Source organism: Paraburkholderia sp. DHOC27, assembly GCF_003429005.1.
Taxonomy (GTDB): domain Bacteria; phylum Pseudomonadota; class Gammaproteobacteria; order Burkholderiales; family Burkholderiaceae; genus Paraburkholderia.
On sequence record NZ_QVQV01000010.1, the window covers coordinates 111,447 to 138,010 of the forward strand.

26 protein-coding genes and 3 pseudogenes are annotated in these 26,564 nt (G+C 56.9%); 13 read left to right on the forward strand and 16 right to left on the reverse strand.

The window, feature by feature from the left end; translation table 11 throughout:
- Nucleotides 1-145: 145 nt before the first annotated feature.
- Both D0B32_RS27970 and D0B32_RS27975 read right to left on the reverse strand, forming a co-directional pair.
- Nucleotides 146-370: a hypothetical protein gene (locus D0B32_RS27970; protein ID WP_117337573.1), complete on the reverse strand. Its 225-nt coding sequence runs from the start codon at nucleotides 368-370 to the stop codon at nucleotides 146-148.
- A 48-nt stretch (nucleotides 371-418) separates the two neighbouring features.
- Entirely contained in the window at nucleotides 419-703 is a 285-nt protein-coding gene (locus D0B32_RS27975; protein WP_117337574.1) for a hypothetical protein, read from the reverse strand.
- A gap of 130 nt (nucleotides 704-833) precedes the next feature.
- On the opposite strand from D0B32_RS27975, the gene D0B32_RS33035 reads away from it, so the two are divergent.
- The gene (locus D0B32_RS33035) at nucleotides 834-1,145 is read left to right on the forward strand and encodes an SOS response-associated peptidase (protein WP_259295187.1); all 312 of its coding nucleotides are present in this window, start codon (nucleotides 834-836) and stop codon (nucleotides 1,143-1,145) included.
- Complete coding sequence (locus D0B32_RS27980) at nucleotides 1,051-1,539, forward strand: SOS response-associated peptidase (protein ID WP_259295188.1); 489 nt, start codon at nucleotides 1,051-1,053, stop codon at nucleotides 1,537-1,539. The genes D0B32_RS33035 and D0B32_RS27980 overlap by 95 nt, the downstream gene beginning before the upstream one ends.
- A gap of 63 nt (nucleotides 1,540-1,602) precedes the next feature.
- On the opposite strand, the gene D0B32_RS27985 is transcribed toward D0B32_RS27980, so the two are convergent.
- Complete coding sequence (locus D0B32_RS27985) at nucleotides 1,603-2,211, reverse strand: rhomboid family intramembrane serine protease (protein ID WP_117337575.1); 609 nt, start codon at nucleotides 2,209-2,211, stop codon at nucleotides 1,603-1,605.
- Between the two features lie 338 nt (nucleotides 2,212-2,549).
- Between D0B32_RS27985 and D0B32_RS27990 the strand changes: the two genes are divergently transcribed.
- From D0B32_RS27990 to D0B32_RS33235, 3 genes are all read left to right on the forward strand, one after another.
- Nucleotides 2,550-4,139, forward strand: coding sequence for a recombinase family protein (locus D0B32_RS27990; RefSeq protein ID WP_117337576.1), 1,590 nt, complete (start codon nucleotides 2,550-2,552; stop codon nucleotides 4,137-4,139).
- 188 nt (nucleotides 4,140-4,327) lie between these two features.
- Nucleotides 4,328-4,474 carry a hypothetical protein gene (locus tag D0B32_RS32705; protein WP_181969932.1) on the forward strand — a complete coding sequence of 49 codons (147 nt, stop codon included), beginning with the start codon at nucleotides 4,328-4,330 and terminating at the stop codon, nucleotides 4,472-4,474.
- Nucleotides 4,474-5,124, forward strand: coding sequence for a plasmid partitioning protein RepB C-terminal domain-containing protein (locus D0B32_RS33235; protein WP_117337577.1), 651 nt, complete (start codon nucleotides 4,474-4,476; stop codon nucleotides 5,122-5,124). Before D0B32_RS32705 ends, D0B32_RS33235 begins: the two co-directional genes overlap by 1 nt.
- Here the strand turns inward: D0B32_RS33235 and D0B32_RS32375 are convergent.
- On the reverse strand, nucleotides 5,089-5,454 hold the full coding sequence (locus tag D0B32_RS32375) for a hypothetical protein (RefSeq protein WP_147329576.1): 366 nt from the start codon (nucleotides 5,452-5,454) through the stop codon (nucleotides 5,089-5,091). The genes D0B32_RS33235 and D0B32_RS32375 overlap by 36 nt on opposite strands.
- A 250-nt stretch (nucleotides 5,455-5,704) precedes the next feature.
- Here D0B32_RS32375 and D0B32_RS28000 point away from each other — a divergent pair, with 250 nt between their 5' ends.
- On the forward strand, nucleotides 5,705-5,941 hold the full coding sequence (locus tag D0B32_RS28000) for a hypothetical protein (RefSeq protein ID WP_147329577.1): 237 nt from the start codon (nucleotides 5,705-5,707) through the stop codon (nucleotides 5,939-5,941).
- A gap of 222 nt (nucleotides 5,942-6,163) precedes the next feature.
- Here the strand turns inward: D0B32_RS28000 and D0B32_RS28005 are convergent, their stop codons facing one another.
- The 3 genes from D0B32_RS28005 to D0B32_RS28015 form a co-directional block, all read right to left on the reverse strand.
- Nucleotides 6,164-6,790 carry a tyrosine-type recombinase/integrase gene (locus D0B32_RS28005; protein WP_117337579.1) on the reverse strand — a complete coding sequence of 209 codons (627 nt, stop codon included), beginning with the start codon at nucleotides 6,788-6,790 and terminating at the stop codon, nucleotides 6,164-6,166.
- Between the two features lie 133 nt (nucleotides 6,791-6,923).
- Nucleotides 6,924-7,718, reverse strand: coding sequence for a hypothetical protein (locus tag D0B32_RS28010; RefSeq protein WP_117337671.1), 795 nt, complete (start codon nucleotides 7,716-7,718; stop codon nucleotides 6,924-6,926).
- 105 nt (nucleotides 7,719-7,823) lie between these two features.
- Complete coding sequence (locus D0B32_RS28015; protein WP_117337580.1) at nucleotides 7,824-8,561, reverse strand: transporter substrate-binding domain-containing protein; 738 nt, start codon at nucleotides 8,559-8,561, stop codon at nucleotides 7,824-7,826.
- Nucleotides 8,562-8,827: 266 nt separating this feature from the next.
- On the opposite strand from D0B32_RS28015, the gene D0B32_RS28020 reads away from it, so the two are divergent.
- On the forward strand, nucleotides 8,828-9,373 hold the full coding sequence (locus D0B32_RS28020) for a hypothetical protein (protein WP_117337581.1): 546 nt from the start codon (nucleotides 8,828-8,830) through the stop codon (nucleotides 9,371-9,373).
- A 1,190-nt stretch (nucleotides 9,374-10,563) separates the two neighbouring features.
- Here D0B32_RS28020 and D0B32_RS28030 read toward each other — a convergent pair.
- The 4 genes and pseudogenes from D0B32_RS28030 to D0B32_RS28045 form a co-directional block, all read right to left on the reverse strand.
- A complete protein-coding gene (locus tag D0B32_RS28030; protein WP_147329578.1) occupies nucleotides 10,564-11,145 on the reverse strand; it encodes a hypothetical protein in 582 nt (193 codons plus the stop codon).
- A 428-nt stretch (nucleotides 11,146-11,573) separates the two neighbouring features.
- The gene (locus D0B32_RS28035) at nucleotides 11,574-12,236 is read right to left on the reverse strand and encodes a Type 1 glutamine amidotransferase-like domain-containing protein (RefSeq protein ID WP_117337584.1); all 663 of its coding nucleotides are present in this window, start codon (nucleotides 12,234-12,236) and stop codon (nucleotides 11,574-11,576) included.
- 146 nt (nucleotides 12,237-12,382) lie between these two features.
- Nucleotides 12,383-12,472 (reverse strand): annotated as a pseudogene (locus tag D0B32_RS28040) (integrase); the annotation flags it as partial.
- Between the two features lie 236 nt (nucleotides 12,473-12,708).
- The gene (locus tag D0B32_RS28045; RefSeq protein WP_259295190.1) at nucleotides 12,709-13,614 is read right to left on the reverse strand and encodes a LysR family transcriptional regulator; all 906 of its coding nucleotides are present in this window, start codon (nucleotides 13,612-13,614) and stop codon (nucleotides 12,709-12,711) included.
- A gap of 95 nt (nucleotides 13,615-13,709) precedes the next feature.
- Between D0B32_RS28045 and D0B32_RS32380 the strand changes: the two genes are divergently transcribed.
- Entirely contained in the window at nucleotides 13,710-14,270 is a 561-nt protein-coding gene (locus D0B32_RS32380) for a hypothetical protein (RefSeq protein WP_147329579.1), read from the forward strand.
- A 673-nt stretch (nucleotides 14,271-14,943) separates the two neighbouring features.
- Here the strand turns inward: D0B32_RS32380 and D0B32_RS33240 are convergent.
- Both D0B32_RS33240 and D0B32_RS33245 read right to left on the reverse strand, forming a co-directional pair.
- A pseudogene (locus tag D0B32_RS33240) lies at nucleotides 14,944-15,075 on the reverse strand (site-specific integrase); the annotation flags it as partial.
- Between the two features lie 254 nt (nucleotides 15,076-15,329).
- Nucleotides 15,330-15,608: pseudogene (locus D0B32_RS33245) on the reverse strand (ion channel); the annotation flags it as partial.
- Nucleotides 15,609-17,015: 1,407 nt separating this feature from the next.
- Here D0B32_RS33245 and D0B32_RS28060 point away from each other — a divergent pair.
- The 5 genes from D0B32_RS28060 to D0B32_RS28080 all read left to right on the forward strand — a co-directional run bounded on the left by D0B32_RS28060 (nucleotide 17,016) and on the right by D0B32_RS28080 (nucleotide 22,282).
- Nucleotides 17,016-18,242: a ParA family protein gene (locus D0B32_RS28060; protein ID WP_117337586.1), complete on the forward strand. Its 1,227-nt coding sequence runs from the start codon at nucleotides 17,016-17,018 to the stop codon at nucleotides 18,240-18,242.
- A complete protein-coding gene (locus tag D0B32_RS28065) occupies nucleotides 18,239-19,282 on the forward strand; it encodes a ParB/RepB/Spo0J family partition protein (protein WP_117337587.1) in 1,044 nt (347 codons plus the stop codon). The genes D0B32_RS28060 and D0B32_RS28065 overlap by 4 nt, the downstream gene beginning before the upstream one ends.
- A 255-nt stretch (nucleotides 19,283-19,537) precedes the next feature.
- A complete protein-coding gene (locus D0B32_RS28070; protein ID WP_117337588.1) occupies nucleotides 19,538-20,764 on the forward strand; it encodes a Replication protein O in 1,227 nt (408 codons plus the stop codon).
- A gap of 856 nt (nucleotides 20,765-21,620) precedes the next feature.
- On the forward strand, nucleotides 21,621-21,914 hold the full coding sequence (locus tag D0B32_RS28075; protein WP_117337589.1) for a type II toxin-antitoxin system Phd/YefM family antitoxin: 294 nt from the start codon (nucleotides 21,621-21,623) through the stop codon (nucleotides 21,912-21,914).
- Nucleotides 21,911-22,282: a type II toxin-antitoxin system RelE/ParE family toxin gene (locus D0B32_RS28080; protein ID WP_117337590.1), complete on the forward strand. Its 372-nt coding sequence runs from the start codon at nucleotides 21,911-21,913 to the stop codon at nucleotides 22,280-22,282. Before D0B32_RS28075 ends, D0B32_RS28080 begins: the two co-directional genes overlap by 4 nt.
- Before the next feature lie 288 nt (nucleotides 22,283-22,570).
- Here D0B32_RS28080 and D0B32_RS28085 read toward each other — a convergent pair whose 3' ends face one another.
- The 3 genes from D0B32_RS28085 to D0B32_RS28095 form a co-directional block, all read right to left on the reverse strand.
- Nucleotides 22,571-23,119, reverse strand: a complete 549-nt coding sequence (locus D0B32_RS28085) for a helix-turn-helix domain-containing protein (RefSeq protein ID WP_117337591.1) — start codon at nucleotides 23,117-23,119, stop codon at nucleotides 22,571-22,573.
- A gap of 71 nt (nucleotides 23,120-23,190) precedes the next feature.
- The gene (locus tag D0B32_RS32710; RefSeq protein ID WP_181969933.1) at nucleotides 23,191-23,361 is read right to left on the reverse strand and encodes a hypothetical protein; all 171 of its coding nucleotides are present in this window, start codon (nucleotides 23,359-23,361) and stop codon (nucleotides 23,191-23,193) included.
- A gap of 1,256 nt (nucleotides 23,362-24,617) precedes the next feature.
- On the reverse strand, nucleotides 24,618-26,534 hold the full coding sequence (locus D0B32_RS28095) for an AAA family ATPase (RefSeq protein ID WP_117337593.1): 1,917 nt from the start codon (nucleotides 26,532-26,534) through the stop codon (nucleotides 24,618-24,620).
- Nucleotides 26,535-26,564: the final 30 nt, after the last annotated feature.

The window sequence follows — 26,564 nt, forward strand, 5'->3', positions numbered from 1 at the left end:
GACTGGTCCGTAGAAACAGCTGCTCCGGCAAGTGCGCCACCACGCGGTGGGGCTTCTGCCGCCCTTGCCATATCGTCTGCAATCGAAAGCCGAACAACGTGGGGCGCATCGATGCCACGCTGGTTCTGCTACCGTCGGCGTCACGCTAGTGCTGGCCAGCGTTCAGCAGCATCCAGATCTGTTTTGCCGGTGGGCCCGCCAGGATGCGCGCGAACACGGCCCGGCAATGAACGCAGGTGTAGTGCTCTTCCACCCGTGCATCTTTCACGCCACCGGCGCCATTGAGCGTGAGGTGGCGGTGAGGTGGTTCAGCCGCGGACTTGCCATACAGGTCCGCGCACGGCGTGCACGGTTGAATCCAGAGGTCCATTAGCCGGTAGCCAGTTTTCTGAAACGTTCGGGCCGACGGTCTCGCCCGTCAGTCGCATGATTTCCGCGCTTTCCGAACTGCGACGACGAGCGCTGTGAGAAGAATCGAGAGTCCGGGTCCGTATGGGGAAATCCGCAATATCCACGCTTCGGGTGGCGTAATGTAGGCAATCGCCGGGCCACGGGTGACCGGAACCGTGTGCCAGGTCGATGCATCCGGGACAGAGGGCGCCATCTGCGTGGTGATGCAGCCCACAATGAACCAGGCAGCGAGCACACCGGCCACAAGAACGGCCAGCGCCTTTTTCAGCAGCAGCGAATCATTGTCGGACATTGGTGCCCCCTGTTACTTCTAGCCGTGTTTTAGCACGGGTACAGTTTCGACACAAACCGGTTATGCCTGCGGGTGGCGGCCCGGCGTCGTCCGAGTCGGGTATCCTGTTTTAACAGGGAGGGAAACTGAGATGTGCACAAGCTACGAGTCAAACAATCCGGCGGAACGCTTCGATGCCTTCAGTATGTTTTCCAGGCCGGAATTTGACTACAAAAACGAGATATACAAGGATTACGCTGCGCCGATCTTCAGGCGCTTCGGGGATGACTGGTCGACCGATCCAGCGACGTTCGGCATGGTTCCACGCAAGCGCATTCCCCCGCACATCAAGCCGTACGACACGATGAATGCCCGTGCCGAGACGATCGGCGAGCGGCGCAGCTTCAGCGGCGCATGGAATCGCGCAGCAATTGTGCCTCATTCCGTGCCGCACTTTCTTTGAACCCAGTTACGAGACGGGCAAAGCTGTGCGCTGGCGTATCCGTCTCGCTGGCGATCACCCAACCGCGCTTGCCGGCCTATGGCGTGCGTGGGAAGAGCCCGATGGTGGCACCTCTCTCTCGTTCACCATGCTGACGGTAAATGCCGACGAACACCCTCTGATGCGGCGTTTCCACAAACCGGACGACGAAAAGCGGTCGGTCGTCATCATTCGACCGGACGCCTATCAGGACTGGCTGTCGTGCCGGAACACCGACGAGGCCCGGTCGTTCCTGCAGTTGTATCCGGCCGACGAAATGCAAGCCGAGGCGTTTCCGATGCCACCGAGAGTACCGAAACCGAAACAGCCGGAAGCAAGGTTACCGGAGGACGGGCAGCAGTCGTTGCTCGATTAGAGTCACGCGCGCGGCGGACCAATTGTTTCCCTGAAACTCACTGAATCTGCTGCAAGCGGCAAATTATTTCCCATGGGCTGCGGCACGCGCTGCAAGGACGCCACCCAGCGCGCCGCCGAGGTGGCTCTGCCACGAGACGCCCGGGTAAACGGGCATCAGGCCCAGCAGCATCGTCAGCCCATAGCTTCCCGCGACGAACAGCGCCGCCAGCACGGCCATAATGTGCCGCGTGTAATAGCCTCGGGCGACGAGGTAACCCGCGTAACCGAACACGAGACCGCTCGCGCCAATATGCACCGTGCCGGGGGCGCCGAGAATCCAGGCGCATAGCCCTGCTCCGAGCATCGCACCCAATGTCGCCTGCCAGAAATTCCTGATGCGCGGCCAGGTGCATAGCCAGCCGAGAATAAGCAGTCCGCCCGTGTTGGCTGCCAGGTGCATCACGCCCGCATGAAGCCATGGGGCAAACAGGACGCCCTGCAGGCCGCCGAACGTACGTGGAACCACGCCGTGCCTGGTCAGATGCAGGGATGGCAGCGCGGATGACAGAAGGAGCACGACCCACATCGAACCGACAAAAGCGGCGAGGAGCATAAAACGCGCCTTGATCTGTGCGAAGAGCGCGTCGCCCGTGGACCTCGCGCCTGCGAGCCTTATCGGGTCTTGCGGCATTGCCAGTCACTCTGTATCCAGATTTGATTTCAGCGGCACTGGTAGTCCTGTCGTTCGCAGGTAGATTTCGTCCCGCTGGCCGACCGGCGCCCTGTCGACGGCGCCCTGAACGTGCCATCGGGGCCCAGCCGTTATTGCAGGGGAAGATTCGCAGAACGGCGAAAACAGGCCGCAGCGCCACACCTCAGAAGGATCGAGACTGGAACAGTCTCTCACCGGTTGTTGCCGTGCCATGCCCGCTATTCGATGGGATGGTCTTGTAGCTGATCCCGCGTGTCCGGCTTGACTTCCATCACGGAAACACTACCACTTGCTTGTGCAGTCACAGGATTGTCCATATGGATTCCGCACGGCGCCGACGACCCGGCCCATCTGCGCCGCTTCGCGCCGTGCAGTACATCCGTATGTCAACGGACCACCAGGAATACTCTCCGGTCTTCCAGCGACAGGCTATTGCCGAGTACGCGGCGGCAAATCATTTTCGCATCGTGCGCGATTATGAGGACGCCGGTATAAGCGGCCTGACACTACGGGAGCGCCCGGCACTTGTCCAGTTGCTGCTGGACGTCGATGATCCGCAGCGCAGGTTCAACACCGTACTGGTCTATGACGTGAGTCGATGGGGCCGGTTCCAGGACGTGGACGAAGCGGCATTCTATGAATACGCGTGCCGGCGTTCCGGCGTCAATGTCGTCTACGTTGCAGAACCCTTCGACAATGACGGGAGCCCTGCCACGTCCGTGCTGAAAGCGCTCAAGCGCGCCATGGCCGCCGAATTCAGTCGCGAGATGTCGCGCAAGGTTTTTCTTGGGCACTGCCTCAATGTTGAGCGCGGCTTCCATTCCGGCGGACCACCCCCGTATGGCCTGTGTCGTGTGCTTCTCGATGCCGGCCATCAGGCGAGGCGCCCTCTCAAACCCTATGAATACAAAAGCGTTCAGACGGACCGTGTGGTCATCGCACCGGCTCCAGGTGCTGAACCCGCAATCGTGCGGAAGATCTACGAGTGGTACGCAACGAAGGCGGTCTCTGCCACCGCGATAGCAAGACGCCTCAATGATTTCGGAATCTGCAACCGGTTTGGACGCCCCTGGCAGGGCCAAAACATCACGAACATTCTCCAGAACGAGATTTATATTGGTACGAATGTCTATAGCCGGACCACATCCAAACTGACGGCCCGGTGGGAACGGGTTCCGCAGTGTGACTGGATTCGCGTCCCGGATGCGTTTGAGGCTATCGTCGACAAACGCATCTTCGCGGCCGTTCAGCAAAAAATGGAGCGTGCCCGCAGGAAGCCAACACGGGACGAACTGCTCGACGGACTGCGTGCCATCGTCAGGCGATGCGGTAAAGTCGACCAGGCGACATTGAATCATTACCGTAGCGGCCCCTCCGTCAAGCAGGTTATGCACGAGTTCGGAAGCCTTTACGAAGCGTACAGCGCAATCGGTTACACACCAAACCTTGGCCCTGAGCGTTCCGGAAACCGCGCGACCGAGCGACGCCTGGAAGAACAGATCGCTGATATCACCATGGAGGTTTTACGCAGTCGTGGTCATGCGGTGCGCTATGAGAAACACACCGACACCCTGTGCGTCGACGGCGGCCTGAGATTCAAGCTCGTCGTGCGTGGCCCGTGGCTGGTACATAGTTACGTGCCCTACTGGGTTGCACGCTGGCCAGACTGTTTTCCTATCGATTTCCTTCTCTATGGGCGCCTGGAGCGCGGCAGCTCGCAGCTCCTTGACTTTCATATTTTCCCGCGCGGGTCTCTGGTTCCGGGAGCGTATGCGGTCATTCACCGCTACGGTCACTCTCATTTCGAGGCCTACCGGCATCCGGATCTGTCTTTCCTGCTGGATCTGACCGCAAGCATCCCCCTGGAAGGGTTGGACAGGATGACAAAATCTGGTGACCGTTCGTGACGCGGCGACCGCACCCACCCAACGATTTACCTTCGGCAAGGCATAACCTGCAAGGACAGTGTGTGGAACAAGGTCCAGCAAATCCTCACGCCATCCCCCGCAAGCCGGACGCGCGTGCAACACCAGAGACAACGGCCCGGAGAGTCCTCAAACTCGAGCGTGCGCGACAGCGTATCGCGATCGCTCGTATGAGAGCGGCAACGAATGAATTGATCGCCGCAAAGGCGATGCTGGTTGAACTGCTCTCGGACCCGGGTTTCGTGGCCCTGCTACGAACCCAGGGTTTCACTGCGATGCCGGAACTCGTTCGTCGATTCCTGATGGAGGGACGCTGATGACTCACCCCCGACCGGCAAGGTTCATCCGTCGTTCAAACGGTTCAGAAGCAGAACGCCAGAGACCGGCCGGAATCTGCGAGGAGGCATTCGCACTCGTTGCGGGGCAGAAACTTCCGAAGAGAACTGTCGAGGCGCTCAGAAGAATGGTCCCACAACGTCAGGTCATCGCAGTCAGAGAGATGGTTGAACTGGATAACCTCAGTGGCGACTTCGCCCGTGCACTGCTGGCAGCGATGCCCGCTGCCGGGAGGAGCGACGACGCGCGCGGAAGACAGGCGCACGCGGACTGTGCAGGCCGGCTGGCGAAGATGGAACGGTGCCTCGTCCAGATGCAGAGCGATGCCAGACAACTGAGGCAGAAGCACGAGGCTGATCTGGTTTATCTCACGTTGGTATCCAGTTTCGTACGTACCTGGATATCCAGTGAGGTAGTCAATGCATGGCTTTGCTCTCATCACCCCAGGTTCGCCGTCCATCTGAAAGCCCTGGTGAAAGACGCCGATTTTGCGATATTACCGGCTCGCCCGATGAAGCTTCCGTATCTTCCGGACGCAAGCCCTGTCAAGTCTAGGAACGAAACTCAGCGTACCCGTCGTCGGTCTGCGCAACAGTCATTCAAACCAGCGGGTGCGAACCAGCGAATTTAAGCAATACTGGTAGACCGCTCTCGCTGACTCCGAACGGAAATCGACGCGCAGATTTTCACAAAACAGCGTGGCGAGCCGTTCCGGAGAGAATATCGGCAGTCTCGCTGATTCCACCTCTTTGGCTATCGTCAGCGCACGACTTGAGAGCATGACCCGCTGCATTACACCAGCCCCCGCGCCGTTGGCGTTCAGCCATATGGTTGTGGACTCAACAACATGCGTGGGAGACAGCCAGTCGCCCGTCAGTTGCCTGGCCATCAGGTGTGACGACACGAGGTAGGTCAGCAATTCCGCACGAGCCCTGAGGTCCATGTTGAGCGGGTGGTTCACGCAATGACTCGAACAGAAAATTCTGGGCTGGTGACACAAGAATTCTACGCCCATACAGGCAGTTCCCCCCACCTAAATTGGACCGGCCATCTTTGTTGGAGAAACAGAAATAGCAACGTGCATTGCACTCGATGACAAGCACAAGCTGGATTAATGCGGCGCGCATTTGAAAACTTGTTTTATCGCACTATTCTTTAACCAGCGTTACTTGATAGTACGGATCATTCAACTCTAAAAGAAGCAGGCGACTATGGAACCAGCATTGGGTCTTGCAATAATGCGTGAGTTTGCATCCGACAATGAAACGGATGCGCTTAAGGCCATGATCAAGCTGGCGTGCGTTCTGTCGGACCTGCACAGGAAGATTCCTCTAGAAGACTCGGAGGCAATAGTGGAAGCAGGCGCTGCGCTCTGGAATGCCGCGATGGGTGATTATGATGCCGAGCAACTGACAGTGGATGCATTGCAGCGTGCCCGCAGGGCATAGCGTCTATGCACGACTGATCGTGAAAATAAGCCTCCAACTTCGCTTCAGAGTGGTTTCGATCCGGTCGGCGATGAGCAAACCAGCGCGCAAACTGTCGCGCCGCATGGATCCATACAGCAACGTCAAGTCTGTCCACGATCTTCCTGTCGGTTGCCATTTGTGTCGTTCAATGATCAAACCAGTCAACGCAACCGGCGAGCGCGGGCCCGCCGGTCGCGTCAATCAGACTTCGGTTTGCTCGGCCATCTCGAGCGCATCATCGACTTCGATCCCGAGATACCGCACGGTACTTTCCAGCTTGGTATGACCCAGAAGTAACTGAACCGCACGCAGATTGTTGGTTCTGCGATAAATGAGCGAAACCTTGGTCCGACGCATCGTGTGAGTGCCGTAGGCCGCGTCATCGAGTCCAATCGATGCAACCCAACGATGAACGATGCGAGCGTACTGACGTGTCGACACATGGGGTGAGGCATGCAGCCGGCTTGGAAAGAGATAGTCGGCAGGTTTAAGTCCCCGAAGGCAAATCCAGGCCGAGACACTCTGTCTGGTCTGCTCCGTAATTTCGAACTGCACCGGTCGGTGGGTCTTCTGCTGCATGAACGTTGCCCGAGAGACGACATGGCCTCCGATGCAGATGTCCTGCACCTGAAGCCGCGTCAGATCACAGGCTCGAAGTTTACTGTCGATCGCCATGTTGAACAGCGCAAGTTCACGGACATTGGACGACAACTCGAGTCGCGTTCGAATGGCCCAGATTTCCCGAAGCTTCAAGGGAGGCTTTTGGCCCGTCAGCTTGCCCTTGTTCCACGGCGTCCGCCCGGTGCTGGAAGAAATATGCGTTTCCATTTCAATCTCCTCGTTTAACGAAGGAAGACCAATTTTGCGCCTTTTGGAAATCGCTCTTTCTTAGCAAAGGGCCTTCGATGTCCGCGAGGCGGACGCTTGTTCAGCACTCAACGAGCAACATCACGTTGAAGCGTCAATCCGCAGCGATGGTGCCCGGTTCCGAAATCTTCGCCCGTTGCGTCGTTGCCAGTCGCCAGGTACCCCACTGCACGAACATCGCCAGGACTGAGGCCTCGGCGAAGGCCAGGAGTGGGCGCTGATAAGGCAGAGAGAATGAAAGGAGCAGACAAAATGCCGCAAACGAGAACCTGCCAAGCACCATGCCCCGAAGCAGTGAAATCACGAAGCTGGGTCCATGTGCGCGGTGTGACGAAACCGACAGAACGATTCCGAGCAGGGGGAATACCGCAAGCAGGCCGCTCCATGCCGCGCCAACCCAGCCGGACACGTAAGTGACCGATAGCGTCAGGACTGCGCCGGCAATCATTCTGCCGATAAGCTCGGAACGCGTGAGCGGTGCGCCTGCTCCGCTCGTCGAACTGCGTGGCAAGAACGACTGGCCAAAGCACACAGCAGCGAAAGCGACCGTCGCGGCCCAGAGCGGTGAAGTGGGCAGCATTGACAGGCCGCATGCGGCGATGAACCAGGTGACAAGCGCTATAGCTAGCGCTACCGACCACGCGTGGGAGCGGCAGGTCCATGCATATGCGAAGTTGAATGCCTCCGACGCGAGGATAGCGGAGAGGGACAGTGTGGCAGCTCGCGCGCCGAAGCCCGGACCATGCGTGAGGACGAGAATGAACAGGATCGGACCGGCAACCACCGGCAGACCAGCCAGCCACCCAGCAACTGACGGCCCCCACCATTTACCCGACATCGATACGACAAGCAGGAACAGCGGAACAAGCGTTAGTTTGAGCGCGAGCATGCCGGAATCGAGCATCATACCTTCGTCCGCCATCGCGGCGTATGGCGTCGTCAAATGGTTGCCATGCAGACACCCGGACCGCAACACCTCGCTGCTCAAACAGTCTTATCGCTGGCAGATGATAGCTGGATCAATCTCGTTGTGTGTCAGACCAAATGTCGCCATGCGGGCGCGGTGCTCTGGTGAGCCAAGATAAAAGCGTAGTTGCCGGTTTACTGCCGCGAGCAGATCGCTGTTTCGCTTACTGAACGAGAATGCCCCGAGAGGAATGTTTTGCTGTTTGTGGCTGCTTTCGCTCTCGTGCTGGACGGCTTCAAAAACCGAGATACCACCACGATTCGCAAGCATGCGATTTCCTAGGGCGGTACTTGCGTATGCGTCGATCTCTCCCGAGCGTAACGCCGCGATCGCGTCGTGCTGATGCTCAAAAACTACTATCTGGTCGTCACTGACGCCCGACACTTTCGCCGCATCGTGCTGTACCTGACCAAGGATGATGCCGAGGCGAGCATCCTGGCGTTCCGCAAATGATGCATAGCTCATCAGCCCTTTCGGATTGCCAGCCCGAACGAGGAAGCCGTCTCCGATCGCCCAGACGGGCACACTGAACGCGACCCGGGCCGAGCGTTCCGGCGTGACGAATAGCGGAACGGTCATGTCCCATCGACCACTTTCGACACCTGAAAGCAGTTCACCGAATGTTGTGAGGTGATGCTCTGGTTTGCTCACACCGAGCGCACGAAGCACCGTGTCGGCCAGTTCGATGTCAGCGCCAGTTGCAGCACCATCGACTTCCGTCCAACCGAATGGTGGTTCGTCGATGTACGCAATCGTTACCTTCATCACTGTGCCTCGCGAAATGCGGATGAACGCTACCGGTTAGAGACAATTCCCTACGATTTTACCTGGATGCACGAAGGTTGCCTTTTGGACGCAGGCGACTGACAGCGCGCGACCCATAGCCGTGACCCGTGTAGTAATCCTATCGACGTCGTAACGGATCGTAATATCTTCCCGTCGTTTGCATTACTTTTGCTGTCAAGGACGTTGCGTCGGAAGCCGTTATAAAAGCAAGCATTTAAAAACCATTCACCCCGGGGAAAAGCAGGATGAAAACGACACTGAAACTCACTCTCGCGGCGCTCGCGGGCGCGGCAATGATGTCAGGGTGCGCGACCAACGACCAGGGCGTGCTCGTCATCGACCAGGGCAAGGTAACCGCGGTCATCGCCGCGCTCAACCCGCCGCCGCCCCCGCCGTCGCCGGTGGTTGTGGTCGAAGAGGGCTATCAGCCGGTGCCGACCGACGTCTACGTCGCGACCGTGGTCGACTCCGATGTCGTGATGTACCACGGGGACACGTACATCTGGGTCGTCAAGGATGGCGTGCGGCACCGCCAGTTCTACGCCCACGGCGATCATCGCGAAGACGTGTTCCACCGCCGGGACGAATTGCATCATGTGATGGAAGCGCACGGTGGCCGCTTGCCGGATCACGCGATCATGGCGCAGCATGGCCCCGAGCACCCTGGTGCCGGAATGCCCGGTCACCCTGGCCCGGCTGGCGCTCCGATTGCCCACGCAGCTGTTCCTCCCCGTCCGGCACCGGCTCCTGCTGCAAAGCCAGTGGCGGCCAAGGAAACGAAAAAGTCGTAATACCGCTTTCGCTGCACGTTGCTCGGCGCGCCCAACTCACCGGTTGGGCGCGCCGTTTTCGTTTTTGCGTCGGTAGCCAAAATACTTTAGACCATAGATGTTCTCAGGCAGCCGCAGTTAAATCGCGAACGTCCGTCGTGGCTAATGAAGATGCGAGCCAGACCAAGTGCACCCGATAACTGGCGGCAACGCCAACATACGCAGTTCTCCCGTGTCGATATTGTTGTAAGCGACTGTTCCCCACTGTGTCTCGGCATCCGTTGCCTTGCCAAAAGTCGCGACCGCTATCTGTCGACGATCCATAGGCCGCTGTCGATCGTCCGCAACTGACCGAACCCGCACCCACATCCACGCGCGGAGCTCAAGGACTGCGCATCGGCAGTGGCCGGACCCGTTGAAGACATTCCCTCGCGGCCCCGATTGCAAGTTGTCCAGCAGGCATGCAACGTTCACTAACGAACCTCCTCTGGGCATCCGCGTTCGTCGCCCAGACCGGAGAAGCCGGATAGCCGATCCGAAGTGTCCCGTCTATGCGACCCCGTTCGTATTTCTCCCCTTCCAATCGGCGGACGAAGCGTACGTGCTCAATGACTCTGTCTCGCCGCTCTAGACGTGTCAGCTGTCTGTAGCCCATGGCGTCGGAGGACAATAGAAACCACAAACCACAACTGGTTATTTACCTGCTGCGATAGAGTTGCCACGTAGTTCGTCGTACTGCTATTTCGCATCGCAATTCCCCATCTTTGCATGACGGGATCTTGCATTATCGTTATCAGGTGTCTGAGTTCATCATCCAAGAAACTCGCGTCTTCTATAAAGTGTCTTGTTAGCAGAGCCTGCTCTCCATATCCTGGCTTTATTTCGTTTGAGATAACGTCATTGACGTCAGCGCGGACAGACGTCCACGTGTCTTCCGAAACCCCGGGATTGAACTTTGTTGACGCATCAATCAGATAACCAGCCGTAGTCTTTTCCAAAGTGGCAGGATCTCCGTGTTCGGTCAACGCAACTACTCGATCGATCAAGGCTTCGGTCGCCGCATTAGTTTGTACGGATGCGTCTACGGATCCGCTGAGGAAGACGAGGAGTAGCGAAGCCATAGCTCCCCGCGCTTGCAGAGACATAAAATGATTTTTCATCAAATTCCGACAACACATCCGCCCCGTTCCGGACTGCCTGACTTCGAGTGATCAGTTCGCCAACTTAAACTGGATGACCGGACGTTGGGCGATGTCCCCGATTTTCCATTCATATGCCTTGTTGAAGATACCAGGGGTGCTCGTTGCATTTTGGGAGATCACTTGAGCGCCCGAGGGCAGTGTGATGTCCACGGTGCCGTCAACCCTGATGTCCAACTGGCGCAATTGCTCAATGTCTTTGGCGCCAAGCGGAGCTGAAGTCATGGTGATGACGCCATTCGGCGCTCGGGACGTACGAAAGAGATCCAATGTGTTGCTGGAGGTCATGCCAATTTTCATTTTTTGGCGTATGTCCACGTTGTAGCGGCCGTCGCCGGCATACGTGTACGTCTCACCCGGCTTCGTAGCCTTCACCGCCTCCTCTTTAAGGCTTGCATCATCCCGTGCCGAGAGTGGGCCTTTCTGTTTGATTTGCATCGCTGCTAGCGCAAAGACTGCAGTTCCTTTGTAAGTATAGTTGTATGTCCCGTCGCTCTGAATATCGGCAGTCGCTGAGAACTTCTCAGGAATCAAGCAGGCTGCCAACAGGCAGCACATCGTCGCACCGATACCGGCTTTAATTCTTCCGTTCATGTGTGCCCCGTAGTCGTCTTGGTTTTTTAAGTATTTGAGCGAGCACCCGAAGGGTCATCGCAACTGGCTTTTTCGAATGTCTGACGCAATGCTTCGTCGCCGACGGCTTATCGAGTCGATAGTGATCTCGACCAGAACATACGTTCTCGGTTTTTTGCGCCGACTGTTTGTTATCAGACTTCGAGTTCGAAACTACTACCTTGGCGCGCACTGGTCTTTCTCGTCGTCAAGGTAAAAGTGTCGCTTCGTTTATCGGCGCCGGCCATGTTTTCTTGAGGGTGGCATCTTCACAGTAACGCCACATTCGACTGACTGACAGTCACGTACCGACCCGTATGTGACGTTCAACTTTCTACGAAGCGGACGTTTAGGAACCGAGCATGAGCCGTCAGCACAGTTACTGCGAAATGGCAGGAAGACCTCAATCCTTAAAGAGGCGTAGGACGAATCGCTTCAGAATCATATCGATGAACCTGTCCAAATAACTCGATTTCATTGCCGTCAATGATGATCCCCGAACCGTCGCGACACGCGTAGAGATTTGGGATGGTAGAAGACAATTTCGACTGATCTCGGGTAACGCTTTCAGGCATGAAGTGCGGCCAAAAGTGGAAATCAACGAGGCCGAGTCCTACGTCATCCATCGACTGTTCGTCCCGAACATCGCCGCACAGCAATGCTGAATTCACGCTTGGTGTCATCAAGATAGCGCCCGCGCTTACACCGATCAGCACTCCTCCTTCGGATACGTACCGTGTCAGGAGCGGCAGGACGTTACGTCGCTGAAGCCACGACAGGAATGAGAATGTATTCCCGCCAGAGAGATGAATCGCATCGCACGACAGCAGGGTCGACCATTCTGCTTCTGATGTGTCTTGACTTGGGTCCACGTACACTAACAAATTCGCGCCAATCGCGGCGTAGTAGTCCGCTTTACGCCGGAAGTAAATGCGCTCTGGGTCGCCTGCCGCAGGGATATATCCAATCTTCGGCTGCGGTCGTCCGATCAGCCGTAGAAGACGCGCATCCATTTCTTCATTGGCTGGAAAGTCTTGATCACTATATAACGCTAGTTTTCGATGAGCGGACATGCGACTCTCAAATTCATTTTGAGCTGGTTAGATCTACCGGACACGCGGCGCGCTTACGAGACTGGGAATTGTCGCCCAATCCGACGTCTCAGTCGAACGTCGCTTGATGGCCGGACAGCGTCAGATGGCTGCCCGGCGTTTCCGCTTCACACGTCGGTTTGTTCCGCCATTTCAAGTGCATCGTCGACCTTGATGCCGAGATACCGTACCGTGCTTTCCAGCTTCGTGTGCCCGACACGGAACACGCCGAGCGCGGCCAACATTTATCGCTTCCATGACTGTTCTCCTTTCAACGGAAGGAGAACCAGTCTGTGCCAATCGCCGGCGGGCGATGCTCGACCCACAAGGGGCAATCGCACCGCCCCAAGCCGATTGCGAATTGATCGCTCGCGGTGTGGCGATGCCATATGAGCGGGGCGGCGGTGATAACGGCTGAGTCCGAGGTAGGTTTGCTCAAAGAGGCATCCAGATGTCATGCGCTTGAATCCGGATTCCACTCCCTTGCGAACGCTATCAGCGCGCGCAAGCTGCTCGACCTGTTTCGGCGGTTCGCAAAGTACAGGCTGGGCCTGTTGTAGACAGGCACCCACTTCTCAAGCAATTTCTGCAGTGATTCGTTGGCGATGTCTGCGGCAACGTGCCAGTCATTGACGAACGCAATGCCAATGCCACTGAGAACCGCATCCCGCGCCATATTTCCTGAGTTCACTGTCAAGCGACCCTTTGGTTCGATGCGGATCTTTTTGTTCCGGAATGCGAAGTCCCATGTGTCAATTGTGCCGTCGGTCAGCCTGCAGCGAATGCATTCGTGATGAAGCAGGTCGTCAGGCGTTTTCGGGGCGGAGTGTCGCAGAAGGTATTCGGGCGTTGCTACGACGGCACCCCGTTGAGGGCGCCCAAACGGAACCGCAATCATGTCCTTTGGGACGCTCGCGGGATATCTGATACCCACATCGAAGCCTTCCGACACAATGTCTACGATACGGTCCTCAGCCTTTAGCTCTAGCTCAATGTCGGGATAACGCGCCATAAACGAGAGAAACATCGGCATGGACTGGCGCGCAAACCCGGTGCTCGCACTCACGCGAATTCGCCCGGAAGGCGAATCTCCCTGCGATCCCGCACGCTCGGTCGCGTCTCGAATGACCGAGACCGCTGGTGCGATGGCTTCCACGAACTGCCGCCCGGCGTCGGTCAGAGAGACGCTTCTGGTAGTGCGGTGAAACAGTTGTACTCCGATGCGCGACTCTGATGCGGCGATCATCTGGCTTAACGCCGATGTCGAAATTTCAAGTTCGGCCGCCGAAGACCGAAAGCTACGGTATCGGGCGACCATTAATATCGCCTCCAGATCCGTCAATCCGCTCTTTCTCATCATCCTGTTTTACTTAATGATTCGTCCGCAATTATCCACCTAGTTGAATCCTCGCCGTCACTTTATTCTTCGACTCTTGTCCCGACTGAGGAGGAGCGGTGATTAAACAAGGCGACCGGCCACGCATGGAAGCTCGACGTTCGTCCGGAATCGGTGAGATCGTGACGAAGCATCGGGCGCCCCCTTCTGAAAGCGGTGGCTCTACTGGATCAGCATATCAAGCCGCGTCAAGCAAGATGCTCGCCGCAATCTCACTTGGCTGGCGTCCGTTTCGGATGATAGAGCGCACGGCGAGCATCAATGAAACTTGGGCTTCCCATGAAGACCCCGGTAATACCGAAGCATCTTGGACACAACTTGGCCAATCGCAGAGGATGGGCGCCGATCTGGAAGGACAGCGCATTGTGTGGCGGCTGACGTTTCTATCTCGACCTCGATGGCTGAGTAGATGTGAGCGCAGTGCCGGAGTGGGTTTTCGGAAGCTAGCCGCCCTATTTTTTGTCATCGGTGTTGCGGCAGGATCCTTACTGACGCATCTTGCCGAAAAGCAGCCGGGCAAGCCATCTATAGTCGTCGTGCATGAACCGCTCACCGCTACACCGCAGAAGCGCGGGCTACAGGTTTTGCCACGCTCCGCCGACTCGTATCCGAATATGTGACCGCATTGCCGGGCACCGTAACATGCACATGGCGAGTCCGGGATGTTGATGTGGATACATGCGGATTGCTAACCGTTGCGGCTTGAAGTTGAGGTCTGTTCCTGGCCCACGGTTGCCGGACACTGTGGACCATTACCGAGCTAGGATCGACGTTTGAATGTCTGAGATATCTTGCGCTCGAATGGCAGCTTCTGGCCGATTAGACGCGTTCGTTGCCCGCCCCGGTTCCGCCGTGAACGGTCGGCCGATGACCGCTTCGCATCTGCTCATCTGATCGAGCGACGTGAGTGCTCGCCTTGCTATGGGCGACGGATATCGCAGGCGTCAGTCGCCGCGCGCCGTAGGCGCGTTCGTGGAACATAAGGCAGAGCGGGCAGCCGCGCTTACACCGATCGGTGACCGTGGAGGGAGCCGGCGTCGAAAGAGGAAGGACACGCGCATCTAGTAGCGGGCATCAACGAGCCGACGGAACCGCAGCGAGCTGTAAAGCAAGTGCAAATGACGTTAGAGAAATTGAATATCTGCCTTGCGGCCGGAGCTACCCTGCCGCTCGCCCGTCTTCAACGTCAGGTTCTCGAGACTCATGAACAGGCCACCCGGCTGCTGGGTCGAACCGGGACATTGGGTCCGTGCGGGTCGACCTTGTTATCGTGCTTCGGACTCCTAACTCACCTCGTTGAGCCCACTTGACGTTGTCGCTATGCAGATAGATCGGGCCGTTCGCAATTGATGCATGCCGCAGGTTATTGCGCACTATATTCCGTTCAGCGCCGCGGGCGAGACCATGTGTTGCGTGGTGTGGTGAGTCCCAATCTTAGAACGCAGTCTTTGCAGGCCAGATTGATCGGTTTGTTTGCGCTTGACGATCTCCGTTCAAACAGCTTTCGCTTTAGGGACGATTGCATGGGCGACGAACTGTCGCCCCGCCGGCCGCAGAGCCAGTCGAAGCGCGGCCGGCGAGGCGTCCTGCTGCGTGGACAGCGGACGCGTCATGAAGAACAGCGTGTCGGTGGACTGCGCGTGGAGCGAAAGCCTACGCAGAGAGTCAGCACGAATATGCTACTGCCAGACGATCCGCGCGCCGCACGAGTTGGCTTCTAGGACCTGCTCTGCTGACCAAATCACGTCGAACGAGTTTTCTGGCTCGATTCGCAAAACCTTGTCCGGCGAAATCAGAACGATGGTGCGTTTGCGACGACGAGCGAAACCAAGAGGCCGAATGAGGTATATCCACAGAACGCCTGTACCGCTGCAAAGGGGCCGCGCCTCTGGTGTGGGGAAGTAGTCTCCATATCCAACCGTCGTAAAGGTAATTACGCTGAAGTAGACAGAGGTCCAAAGGTCCCTTTTTGGATATACGCACGAATTAAGCGCGCTCTGTCACAGCCGAAGTTTGCTGTACACGACGGCGATGCAGGCGTTGATGACCGGCGCCACATACGCCAATTCGACCAGTTGCCTGTTCAGCGATCGTCTTCTGGCCGCCCAAATCCCCCACACAACGTAGGGGACGAGTAGAAAAGCAACGCAAGCCGTAAACAGGGAAGTGAGATACCACTCGCTGAACGCCCGAATGGCGGCCGGCAAGGGCGTTGGAGGGTACATCCAATCTCCAACAAGTCAAATATACGTACGCCCCACTCCGAATTACGTAGTGAACGATACGATTGTGGATTGACGGAGACGTGTGGGCGAAAACAAGCGCGCCTGACTGTTTGAGACGCATGCAAAACGCATCTGGACTTTAAATGCGTGAAACATTTCCTGCGGCAAGCACTTAAATGCTTGATTTCAATGCATTCACACTTGCCCCCAAAATCTTAGCAGATGTTTCACGACGATGACGTTTTGCCTGCTCTATCGCGGCTAATCCTATTCATTGACTCGGAACATACAGAAAACTTGGAGACCCATACAAAAACGCGAAGGGCAACCGTCTTCGAACCGCCACTATAGAAACGCAAAGTGGAGGGACCCGTGCAGAAACACATGTTGCTTAAACCGGAGACTGAGCGTTCGGTCGCAAGTGACTGTGCAAGTGACTCTTATTGCGGCAGTATCCTGGTATCGGCGATATCTTTGGCTCAGTCGCAGACCACCATCCTTGCGTAGCCCAAAGATCTAAGCGTTGATCTTCCCGGACTCGTCGAATGGACGAATATCTACAACTCGCACGAACCGCAGGAAGTGCAGTGAACCTCACGCGATGACCGAGGCGCGTGCATGATCAGCTTCAGCGCGGGCATGCACGTGTTGGCAGGTCTATGGCATGAGAAATACGTCGCTTTGGAAGCCAGGCACGACCCCGACCGCAGCCATTTATGCCGCAAAGCAGTACCTCGCCGGACACCGGAGTTCGCTGCCCACATTCACTCGGCTGCGAGCTGCGCTGGGGACAGTGGCGCCTAAAGATCAGCCGCCGTACTACGAGCCAATGCGATGAAGGCTTGGATGGTGTGATTCTCTGCGCCTGCCCCCCGCTCGGGTCTGCGACCGGACCTCGATGTGAGGTCTAACAGCAAGAATGAGGCCGCCTCTCCCCTTCCCTTTCCCGCTGGAAACCTCATCCAGGTTCTAGCTTTTCGCACCAAACCCCCACGCAGCAAGGATTACCCAGGGATAAGTTAACTTGCAGATCGGAAGTTAACCGTATACATTTCGACGGAATTCGCCATTCTACGGATTTCTGCGCGATAAATGGCGACTCCCTCAACGAATAACCAGACAGTCGAACAAGGGGTTCAGATGATTGTTGCCAAACCTATCTTGTCCATCGTCCACGAAGTAAAGCACACGCCCAATCGTGTTGCGCTGGACGACATCGAGCTAATCGCCCAGAACGCCAGTGAGATGCTAGTGAACGTGCGCGAAAGCATGCTTGCGCCGCACCCGGCCAAGCACTCCCCTGTTTTCACCACGTCGCAAATTGCGTCACTGTGCCGGATTGATCGCAAGAAGGTCAACTACTATTGGGAGAGGCCGGAGCTCGGTCTCCCTCAAGGTACTGTGTTGCCGCGCACGCGCGAGTTCACGCTGAGCGAAGCTCGGGAGTGGGTCAAGAAGGTTGGGCCGTTCAACAAGCGTCCGAAGGGGGCTAAAGGCAAGAAAATTGCCATCGGGAATTTCAAAGGTGGCGTGAGCAAAACGACCACGGCGATGACGTTGGCTCAGGGTCTGACATTACTTGGTCGCCGCGTTCTTCTGCTCGATCTTGATCCGCAGGCATCGCTCACTGCTCTGTGTGGAATCCTGGCTGACAGCGAGGTGACCGAAAACCAGACGATCCTGCCGTTGATCTACGGTGAAGAGACATCGCTCCAGTACGCTATTCAACCGTCCTACTGGGACGGGATCGATTTGATTCCCGGCAGCGCCGCGCTGTTCGGTGCTGAGTTCTTCTTGCCCTTCCAGCAGCAAAAGAGCCGCGGATTCCGCTTCTGGGAAGTGCTGAACAACGGCCTGGAACCGCTGCTTGATGATTACGACATGATCATCATTGACACGCCCCCTGCCCTGTCCTATGTGACGATTAACGCGTTTATGGCGGCTGATGGCCTGATCGTTCCGACTCCCCCGAACGCACTGGACTACGCATCGTCCACGCAGTTCTGGTCCCTTTTCACGGACTTCGCGCGGAGCATGAAACAGATTGTGCCGGATCTCGATAAGCACTTCGACTTCATTCACGTGCTGCTCACCAAAGTGGACAGCAGCCAGTCCGCAACGTTCGCAGTTCGCGAGTGGATCAACCGGACGTATGAACATCACGTGCTGCCAATCGAAATTCCGACAACTACCGTCACGTCCAGCGCCTCCGCTGAGTTCGGCACAGTGTACGACATCTCGAAGTATGACGGCAGCAACAAGACGTATTTGCGTGCACGTGAAGCCTACGACCGGTTTGCCGAAATGATCGACCAGGAAATTTATGCGCTCTGGACCTGGAGTGCTGAGGGAGGCGCAGCAGCATGAGCCTAAAAGAGAAAATGGCGGCCAAGACCGCCGCAATTGCGGGCCCGAGCGGCAACCGCCCACCAGCTAGCACAGCCCCTAAAACCGGTCCTGGCCAGTTCCTCGCTGCCATGCCAATTCTTGCAGAGAAGGAAGAGGAACTGGAGCGCGCGAATGCGGCACTGGAGGCATCAGAAGCGACAAGTGCGAGTTTGCGTGAACAGCTTGAACAGGCGCTCTCACAGGGAAATCCGGCAGGCACGGCTGTGATGATTCCGCTCTCCAAGCTGCACGAGGTTCCGGGACGTAGGCGCTACATGTCCCCCGAGAAATACGCGGAACTTCGTGAAAACATCCGGAACAACGACCTGATCAATCCGGTGGTGGTGCTTCCCCGCGAGGACGGTGATTTCGACATCTGGTCTGGCCACCATCGCACGGATGCGCATCGCGATGATGGCCGCGAGACTGTGTGGTGCGTGCTCGGCAAGACTTCAAAGGCGTCAGCCACAGCCGGTGCGTTCTACGCAAACCTGATGCAGTCGGACCTGACTGATTACGAGAAGTACGTCGGCTTTAAAAACATCTTGGCCGAGAACCCAAGACTGACGCAGGCGGAATTGGCTGAGCAGTCGGGTGTGTCGGCTGGCACGGTCTCAAAGCTTATGGCGTTCGAACAATTGCCAGAACTCGTCCTCTCACAGCTTAAAGACCACCCAGCACTGATCGGTTTCAATTCCGGTTACGCGCTGGCCGTGCTCACCAAAGAAGGCAAAGGCGAGCAAGTGATCGCGGCGGTAGGCAGGTTGGCGAAGGGTGAAATCGATCAAGCGCAAGCAGTGAAGCAAGCGAGCGCAACGCCCGTTGTAAAGGCGAAGGCACCGAAGGCGACGGGAGCGAAGATCAAGGTAGGTAAGGACGTGTATTGCGACTTGCGCACGGCTCGAAACGTTGTGCGCTTGCAGTTTCAGAGCGATGAAGAAGCAGCCGCAGTGCAGGGAGAGATTAAAGCCGTGCTGGAAGCCCGTGCGGAGCGTTTGCGGGCAGCACAGGAAAAGTGAAATCCCTTTTAAATCAATGACTTTCTACTAGAAAGACTCAAAGGACACTGATGAACTGATTCTGACGCCGCAAAAACAAAAGCCTTCGGCTGGAAACCGAAGGCTTTTGAGGACTTGACTGGAATATCGATCCGGGCCTCGTCCACTACGCTCACCGACTGGAAATCGGCAAGGACCTCACAAATCCTGAGTGTAGCGGATCGATATCGACAGTCAAGCGAATTCAATCCATTTTTCGAAAAATGGACGCCTGACATGGATATCGCGCAACATTCAGTTGCTCGCGAGGGACAGACACACCCTCACCAACAGAGCAACGCAGCACTCACAGGTCCGAACGACTCAGCTGCCCTCGCCGCCTTTCGCTGCGATTCGGTCAATCTGCCTTGGATCATCTTTCGTGCGGCTTTTCGCGCAAACCACATCGAACAGCTTCCGCAGCGTGCGCGCGCAGTACTCAGCGCCCTTGCCCGGACCGTCGACGCTGGTCGACCCTACGGTGCGATATTCGCGCGGCGCGAGATCCTCACAGGACGCGCCATGCAATCCATGCGGACGTTCTATCGCAGCCTGGACGATCTCGAAGCGGCTGATCTCATTGATCGCCGACCCCAGTCTCGATACGTTGAAATCGGCCGCTTTGGTCGCTCTAACCTGCACCTTACTGAGCGTGCAGCAATCCTCCTTGGCCTCGTCGAGCCCGAACCCGAACCGTCAACGGTAGAGCCCGACGTGACGCAGCCTGCACATCTCGCCTCAAATGCCGACGCTCCTTCATTTGCCAGCCCGATTGCCAAGCTGGCAGACGGTGGTATATATAAGGATCTTAGCCCTTCGTCTTTTCAAAAGAGACAACCGGGTCAAGTGCCATCGGATCTCCAACGTCTGCGGTCCCTGGGTTTTCTTGATTTTCTGATCTTCAAACTCATGCGTGAGGCTCGTGACAACGGCAAGCGATTGTCGGATGTCGTCGAGGTCACGTGGGAGCACCTTAAAGCTGCGAAGCGTCCGATCAACTACCTGCGCGCATTGCTTCAAAACCCGGTCGACTTCGGTCTCCAGTTGCGTCGTCGAGCAGATGCTACGGCTGAGAGCAAGGAGCGCCTTGACCGCGCAGCCTATGCCGAACGCGTGGCAAACGAATGCGCTGGCAAAACCTTCGTCGACGCCCACGGAACCCTGAAGTACGTAGTAGATGCCGACGCTTTGGCGATGAGCGTCTATCGCATCGACGAACGAGTCGCTCGTCAAGCGGCAGGCTGGAAAGAACAATTCGCCGAGGGTCTGCGACGCGGCCGTATTCGAGCAGCCACCCAGGAGGATCTCGAGACATTCGCTCAGAGTCGTCGTCTGCACGAGATGCCCGTTCCCCGGGCAAACGCGGAGCCAGTCAGAACCGAAGTTACGAAAGAGGTTAGGGGTAACGTCGCTGCTCTCTGGAGCCTGCTGCGAGCAAAGGGCTTCGCCACCAGGGGCGCTTGACTGGGCGGCAAAGGAATAATTGCTACGTACTGCTTAATTATTCAGCACCTGAAGGGCGGACGAAAAAACTAGAGGCGAGGGAAAGCCCCGTCACTCGGACGGGGCTTAAGCGGGTAGGGAGGTTGCGGTTACGACATCTCAACTGCTTCGACGCGCCGCTTGACCTTGGCCCAGTAACCACTGATCGTCGACTGTTTGGCGACTTTTCCCCGCCAATCTGCCCGGGTGAAGAGTAGACGCTCTACGTCTGCGTCATCTGTCGCGCTCCCGTACCGGTCTCACCTTCGCGAGTGGCTACGAAAGAGGGGAGGGTGGCCAACTGCAGCACTGCCACCGCGCTCCCCATGCTCCTCTCGCCAAGCTCTATGCGAAACGCACGAAAGGCGCTTGGGTCAGAGACACCCGTGGTGCGACGGGGTATCTCTAGGGCTTCGACCAGCAGCGTATTGCTGAGAATATGAATCAGGACGAGGTTGTCTGCTGCCCGCTCCCGACCCGCCCGATCGACCGGGGACCGGCTCTCTCTTTCTTTTGGATGTTTCAGGTGACGCGCACAAACGCAACTAACCGTCAACCGTTTTTGTTGGCCCGCTGCAGAACGCCCTTCGTAGAACAACGAAAAACGTCTCCAAAAAAGGGCCCGCCACGCATGCCTATGGCTGCCTGGCGTCGACCAACCAGACGCCAGGTTGTGGTGTTTTACACCGTAGCGAGGAGGGGGGCGTGATCGAGTGGGATGGTGCCGGATTACCGCGCCGCGGCACAGAGTGACCGCTGAAATGGCCCTCTGACCGACTTGACCAGCGGCCGACGAGTTTGTACATTAACGTTAACGAATTTTGTATAGGATTTCGCCATGAGCTTCAAGACGCACGATGTGGTGCCAATTAGCGAAGCCCGCTCCCGCCTGACGGAGCTGGCGGAGGATGTGGTCGCCGGTGCCGAAAAGGTGCTGACGAAGAACGGTTCGGCTTATGTGGCAATTGTGGACGCCCGGAAGCTGGACTATTACCATGCCCTCGAGGCCGAGCACGGCCATCTGGTCATGCTGGATGACGCCGAGAAAGGGCTCCGGGACGCGCTGTCTGGGAACGTCCTCTCCGAAGCGGAGTTCCGGGACTCACTGCGCCGGACAAAAACGCATAAATGATTCAGGTTGATTTTGCTCGCCATTTTCGGAATCGGCTGGATGTTCTATACGAGTTCTTGCTGACACAGGACGTGAGCTTGGCGCCGATACGGGCTGAGGAGCTGAATGAGGAGCTGCTGCGGTTCGTCGAGCTCGTCAAGCTGCATCCCAGGATTGGCAGACCCGCCGGCCTGCTTTCAGCCACCTCGCTAGAAGGAAGGACGCGCCTGGATGTGCTGCTACGGCTGGCCAGCGAAGCAGAACTCCCGGAACTGCGCGAGTACGTACTTCGCTCGCATCTAGTGCTTTACGCGCACTCGGATAAACGCATCCTGTTTTTGTCTATACGTCATCAGCGCGAGCTGGGTTATATGCCGGAAGCAGGATAGAACGACGGCTGTACCCCGATCCTGCATTTCCCGGACAATCGAAGCCGGCCTCGCAAAGGTCGGCTTTTTTATCTACCACCCACTGGCAGTGATGCTCACGAGACGTGTGTCCTGCCGGATAACAACGACAGAGATTCAACTGGTAATCAAGGTAAGGCGGAGGGAATTCGAAATCGCCACTCCCAATGGTGAAACCAACTGGTAGACGTTCTGGCCAGCACCAGTCAAGAGCATTGGCTACGCATTCCCGTGAGACGTGCCATGCAAGGCTTTCCAATTGGTGTTCGCTCAATGTTCGATCAAAAACATGATCACTTCGATTGCCATCAAGACGAAAGCGAAGCCCATCAGGATATGGATGGTTTTCCGGGAATATCCGGGGGCAGGATTTGGACTGGGGGCACGCGAGAGCAAAGACGATTCGGACGTAGCGGGCTCTTTGACATACGAACGTGAGCCTATCGTGACGTTCTCATTCGACTCTACGTTGCTGAGCGGCCACTCAGCGGTAATCTGGATGCCGTCGTAGTCGAAGCAGTATTCATCGTTCGCATTGAGTAGAACAATACCGGTTTCGAGTAGTTTCTGGAGATCATCGGTCAACGCCTGGTTGGAGGCTAGGGTCCGTGCCGCAATCTGTTCCACTGGAAGCGGCCCAGATTCGAGCAACAACTGCACGATTTTCATCCGATCCGCTCTCATCAGCCGTAGAAGCTCGACGGGATCATCAAAACTGGTACGGTACCGTTGTTCTCCAACTGCCGGAAGGCGACGGCTGACGTGGTCACCAAGGAACGCGGGCGTCGCGACAACTTCAAGAATTAGTCTCTTTTTCATAGGTGTTGGCTTAGGGTGGCGTGCGAGTGACGGTTGATGTCCGATGCGAGATGCCGGCGAATAACTGGTAATTAAAGATCGAACTTCCCATGAAGCTCGCGCCGCAAGAATTCGATAACGTACGGGAGGACGGCGGCCAGAATGGTGGCCGTCAAAACGATCGTGCGTGCGGCCACCAGCACCAAAAGAAGCGTGACGTCGTTTTCGATCAGGGTGACGTCGGTTGTCCAACGAGGAAACATACCTTTGCGACATCTCCCAGTTGATTCACGCCCCACATACTGAAAAACAAGCCAATCAGAACCGTAGCGAACGAAAGCAACATAGTTAGATATCCAAAAATATGTACTAACAAGGCAAGTCCCTTAGGAATGTTATAGAACGCATCAATGTTCTCAGGTCGTGTTTATTGTCTCGCGTGTCAGCATCACTCTCCTTGTTGTGGCTGCTTTCTGATTAACGAGAAAAAACCGTCGTTTCTGGAACGTTCTCTATCCGGAACCGTACCAGGATAAGGAGTGCGATCCGCAATGCAAATGAACGTCGCCAACTGCGCGATATCGCGCAGTTGCTTGCTGAAAATTCCCTTCTTAGTTCAATCGGCGCGCGTCTCCTTGCTGGAAACGGAACGCAAAAAGGCCGCTGGACGAGCGGCGGGGGAGGGCGGGATCGGGAGTCGGATAGCGGCGAATGCCATGAGGTGGCCTGCCGCCTTCTATTGATAATTCAGGAAACGGGCGTTCGCGTGTAGCCGAAGTATCACGCAAAAAATAAGGAATTGTCAGATCAGCAGACCTGCAGCAGGAAGCGCGGGAACCATGACGTACCTGGGTTTTTTCTAAACCGGTAAGGGAGAGCCTAGAATCTTCCGACCGAGCATGCGCCGTTGGCTGGAAGGGGGCCGCGGCAGTCTGTCCGCTATCGCGTCAGCGATTGCTTGCCCGTATCCCGGCGTATCCATTCAGGTCTTTAATTGTCAGTGTCAAGGGAAATCCTCCTGGCGAAACTGACGTATTTGCATTGCCGCTGCTCATTGTGCAGCGGCGCAATACGAAAGTGTGAAATGAGATCCTAACCTCGATTCGCGCAGGACGCTTCTATGCTGGCTCTTGCGCAAGCCCAAGGACGAGCGCACCCAGCGACGCGATCGTTCAGAGAGGCAATCACGCAAACCGCTCACACAGCCGTGCGGCTCACCCGGGCAAGTTTCGCGCAACCTGAGTCTCACTTTCTAACAGAACGAGAATTTTCTGTATCCGAGGTTTAGGCGTGCGAGCTTTCTGGTGCGGCGATTTACGCGGCGCGTGGTGCCACGTTCGCATCTTTGCTTCGTGTCTGAAAAAATGTTTCGCCCTCCGCCTTGCTGCCTCGCCACATGACGGAGAAAGACTCGCATAGTTTCCGTTGGGAGCGAGGCCCGCCTGTGCGTCATGACTGGATCAAACGGTGGGCCCGTCGTCAAAATCCTTGAGTTCCACGCGGATTGGTCGCAGAAACCTCAATACACGGGAGTGGTCAGTGTGGAAAGCGCTTGACGCACATCGTCAACCGTAATCGTCGTATCACCCGATTCAATATGACGCTCCGCGGCGTCGTCGATCAGTCTTTGCAATGCAGCGTCAGTATCCGCGATCGACGACCCTTCAAGCATGGAGATCACGCAATCCACCGCCTGTCGGGATATCAAAAAGACTCCCTCCGCCTTGACCTTCAACCGTGAGCGGATGTAATCCGCGAGCGAGTCGCGTGATGGCACATCAAAGCGGATCTTCTGCGAAAGGCGGCCGCCGCGCAGCACTGCAGGATCCAGCGCCTCCGGATGGTTGGTGGCGGCAATTATCAGCACATCGGGCACCCGACCGTCGGCGCCATCGATCGAGGCAAGGATCCGGTTGGTCACAGATACCGCAGGCGACATGGCACGATTCCGGAAAACATCATCTGCTTCGTCCACGAATACGATGCACGGCCGCAGGTTTTTCGCCTGGCCGTATAGCTGGGGCCACGCGGAATGACTGGAGAGCAGATCTGCGCCGGTCGTTTTGAGAATCGCCCAACCGCTGGCCTTTGCGATGGCCATCGCCGCCTGCGTCTTGCCCGTACCGGGTGGACCATAGAACAGAATGCCACGGGGGAGAGTGCCGCCGAGTTGCTCCATGCGGTGAACATGGCGTAGCCGCAGTGCGAGCTTTTTCAGCTCATCACGCGCACCATCGGGCATGATGATCTCCTCGACCGTCTTTACCTTCTCCGGCAGATGTCCCTTTGATCCCTGGATACGACGCATGGCCTGTATGGCCAGATCGAACGACACCACGCCACTTCCGATAAGACCTTCGCGGCGCATGTCAGCAAGCTGCGGACCAATCGCCATCAAACGCGCCGCACTGAACCCCTCCCAACGAGTAGCGAGACTCGTCAGCACGGACTCGCCAAACGCATTTGGCCCGAGCGCCTTAAAGACTGAGCGGGAAAGCAATGCTTCTCGTGCCTGCGCGTCCGGCGGCGGTACCTCAACCTTGAAATCGAAGCGTCCTTCGCGTACGGCGGCTCCGTCCAGCCAGTCGAGATTGTTGGTGGCCGCGATCAATACGACACGGGTTCCGCGAAGACGGACGACCTCGGTGAGGATGGTGTTGGTCAAATCACGGGCCATATGGTGCGAGTCTTGCCTCGTCTGGATAAAGCTGTCCGCCTCATCAATCAGCAAAACAGCCTGACCGAGCCGCGTCGCCTGCGCAAAGGCTGCCTTTACCCGCTCGGGCGTCTCGTTAACCCATTTCGAGGCGACGTCTTGAAAGGAAAGCGAAATAAACGGGACGTTCAATTCGCCAGCCAGTGCTTCAGCAAACATTGTTTTGCCGTTACCAGGTTCACCGGAAAGCAAGATGCCGTTTCTCGCATCAGGGTTGACGAGGATGTCACGCGCTGCATTGAGCAACCGGTTCTTTGTCTCAGCCATCCCCGTAATGGCGTCAAAACCAAAACGGGCGCGCAGCACCCGATCGTCCAGTGAGTACACCTGCTGGGGCAGTGGTTGAGCGGCTGCCTTCTGCGTTCCCGAGCGAGAAGATACCTGTCGCGCAGGTCGTACGTCGGATTGTCGGGCCTGACGGTACCGGTAGCCGGCACGCATTGCCAGGAACAGCACGATTCCGGCGCCGAGCAGGAACGCACCCATGACTGAAGTCTTGCCAAACGAAAGCACCAGTATCCCGAGGGTGCCGGTTGCCATCAACCAGCGGACGACACGAACGTAGCGGTGCAGTACGAGCGCCACGCCGACGCAGGCAAGCATTGCGAGCAGCCGATGCATGTCACTGAGATGAAGAACTGAGCCGACGGCCGCGCCCGCGAGGACTCCGGTCACAATAGGAGGGAACAGGCGGGCCGTGAACAGGATGGCATCCTTCATGGAAGTTTTCCTTATAAGCAAACGTGATTG

Bases quoted from the DNA above. Each gene is read 5' to 3' on its own strand.
- D0B32_RS27970 (WP_117337573.1), bottom strand. From the start codon at position 370: ATGGACCTCTGGATTCAACCGTGCACGCCGTGCGCGGACCTGTATGGC.
- D0B32_RS27975 (WP_117337574.1), bottom strand. From the start codon at position 703: ATGTCCGACAATGATTCGCTGCTGCTGAAAAAGGCGCTGGCCGTTCTT.
- D0B32_RS33035 (WP_259295187.1), top strand. From the start codon at position 834: ATGTGCACAAGCTACGAGTCAAACAATCCGGCGGAACGCTTCGATGCC.
- D0B32_RS27980 (WP_259295188.1), top strand. From the start codon at position 1,051: ATGCCCGTGCCGAGACGATCGGCGAGCGGCGCAGCTTCAGCGGCGCAT.
- D0B32_RS27985 (WP_117337575.1), bottom strand. From the start codon at position 2,211: ATGCCGCAAGACCCGATAAGGCTCGCAGGCGCGAGGTCCACGGGCGAC.
- D0B32_RS27990 (WP_117337576.1), top strand. From the start codon at position 2,550: ATGGATTCCGCACGGCGCCGACGACCCGGCCCATCTGCGCCGCTTCGC.
- D0B32_RS32705 (WP_181969932.1), top strand. From the start codon at position 4,328: ATGAGAGCGGCAACGAATGAATTGATCGCCGCAAAGGCGATGCTGGTT.
- D0B32_RS33235 (WP_117337577.1), top strand. From the start codon at position 4,474: ATGACTCACCCCCGACCGGCAAGGTTCATCCGTCGTTCAAACGGTTCA.
- D0B32_RS28000 (WP_147329577.1), top strand. From the start codon at position 5,705: ATGGAACCAGCATTGGGTCTTGCAATAATGCGTGAGTTTGCATCCGAC.
- D0B32_RS28005 (WP_117337579.1), bottom strand. From the start codon at position 6,790: ATGGAAACGCATATTTCTTCCAGCACCGGGCGGACGCCGTGGAACAAG.
- D0B32_RS28010 (WP_117337671.1), bottom strand. From the start codon at position 7,718: ATGCTCGCGCTCAAACTAACGCTTGTTCCGCTGTTCCTGCTTGTCGTA.
- D0B32_RS28015 (WP_117337580.1), bottom strand. From the start codon at position 8,561: ATGAAGGTAACGATTGCGTACATCGACGAACCACCATTCGGTTGGACG.
- D0B32_RS28020 (WP_117337581.1), top strand. From the start codon at position 8,828: ATGAAAACGACACTGAAACTCACTCTCGCGGCGCTCGCGGGCGCGGCA.
- D0B32_RS28030 (WP_147329578.1), bottom strand. From the start codon at position 11,145: ATGAACGGAAGAATTAAAGCCGGTATCGGTGCGACGATGTGCTGCCTG.
- D0B32_RS28035 (WP_117337584.1), bottom strand. From the start codon at position 12,236: ATGTCCGCTCATCGAAAACTAGCGTTATATAGTGATCAAGACTTTCCA.
- D0B32_RS28045 (WP_259295190.1), bottom strand. From the start codon at position 13,614: ATGATGAGAAAGAGCGGATTGACGGATCTGGAGGCGATATTAATGGTC.
- D0B32_RS28060 (WP_117337586.1), top strand. From the start codon at position 17,016: ATGATTGTTGCCAAACCTATCTTGTCCATCGTCCACGAAGTAAAGCAC.
- D0B32_RS28065 (WP_117337587.1), top strand. From the start codon at position 18,239: ATGAGCCTAAAAGAGAAAATGGCGGCCAAGACCGCCGCAATTGCGGGC.
- D0B32_RS28070 (WP_117337588.1), top strand. From the start codon at position 19,538: ATGGATATCGCGCAACATTCAGTTGCTCGCGAGGGACAGACACACCCT.
- D0B32_RS28075 (WP_117337589.1), top strand. From the start codon at position 21,621: ATGAGCTTCAAGACGCACGATGTGGTGCCAATTAGCGAAGCCCGCTCC.
- D0B32_RS28080 (WP_117337590.1), top strand. From the start codon at position 21,911: ATGATTCAGGTTGATTTTGCTCGCCATTTTCGGAATCGGCTGGATGTT.
- D0B32_RS28085 (WP_117337591.1), bottom strand. From the start codon at position 23,119: ATGAAAAAGAGACTAATTCTTGAAGTTGTCGCGACGCCCGCGTTCCTT.
- D0B32_RS32710 (WP_181969933.1), bottom strand. From the start codon at position 23,361: ATGTTTCCTCGTTGGACAACCGACGTCACCCTGATCGAAAACGACGTC.
- D0B32_RS28095 (WP_117337593.1), bottom strand. From the start codon at position 26,534: ATGAAGGATGCCATCCTGTTCACGGCCCGCCTGTTCCCTCCTATTGTG.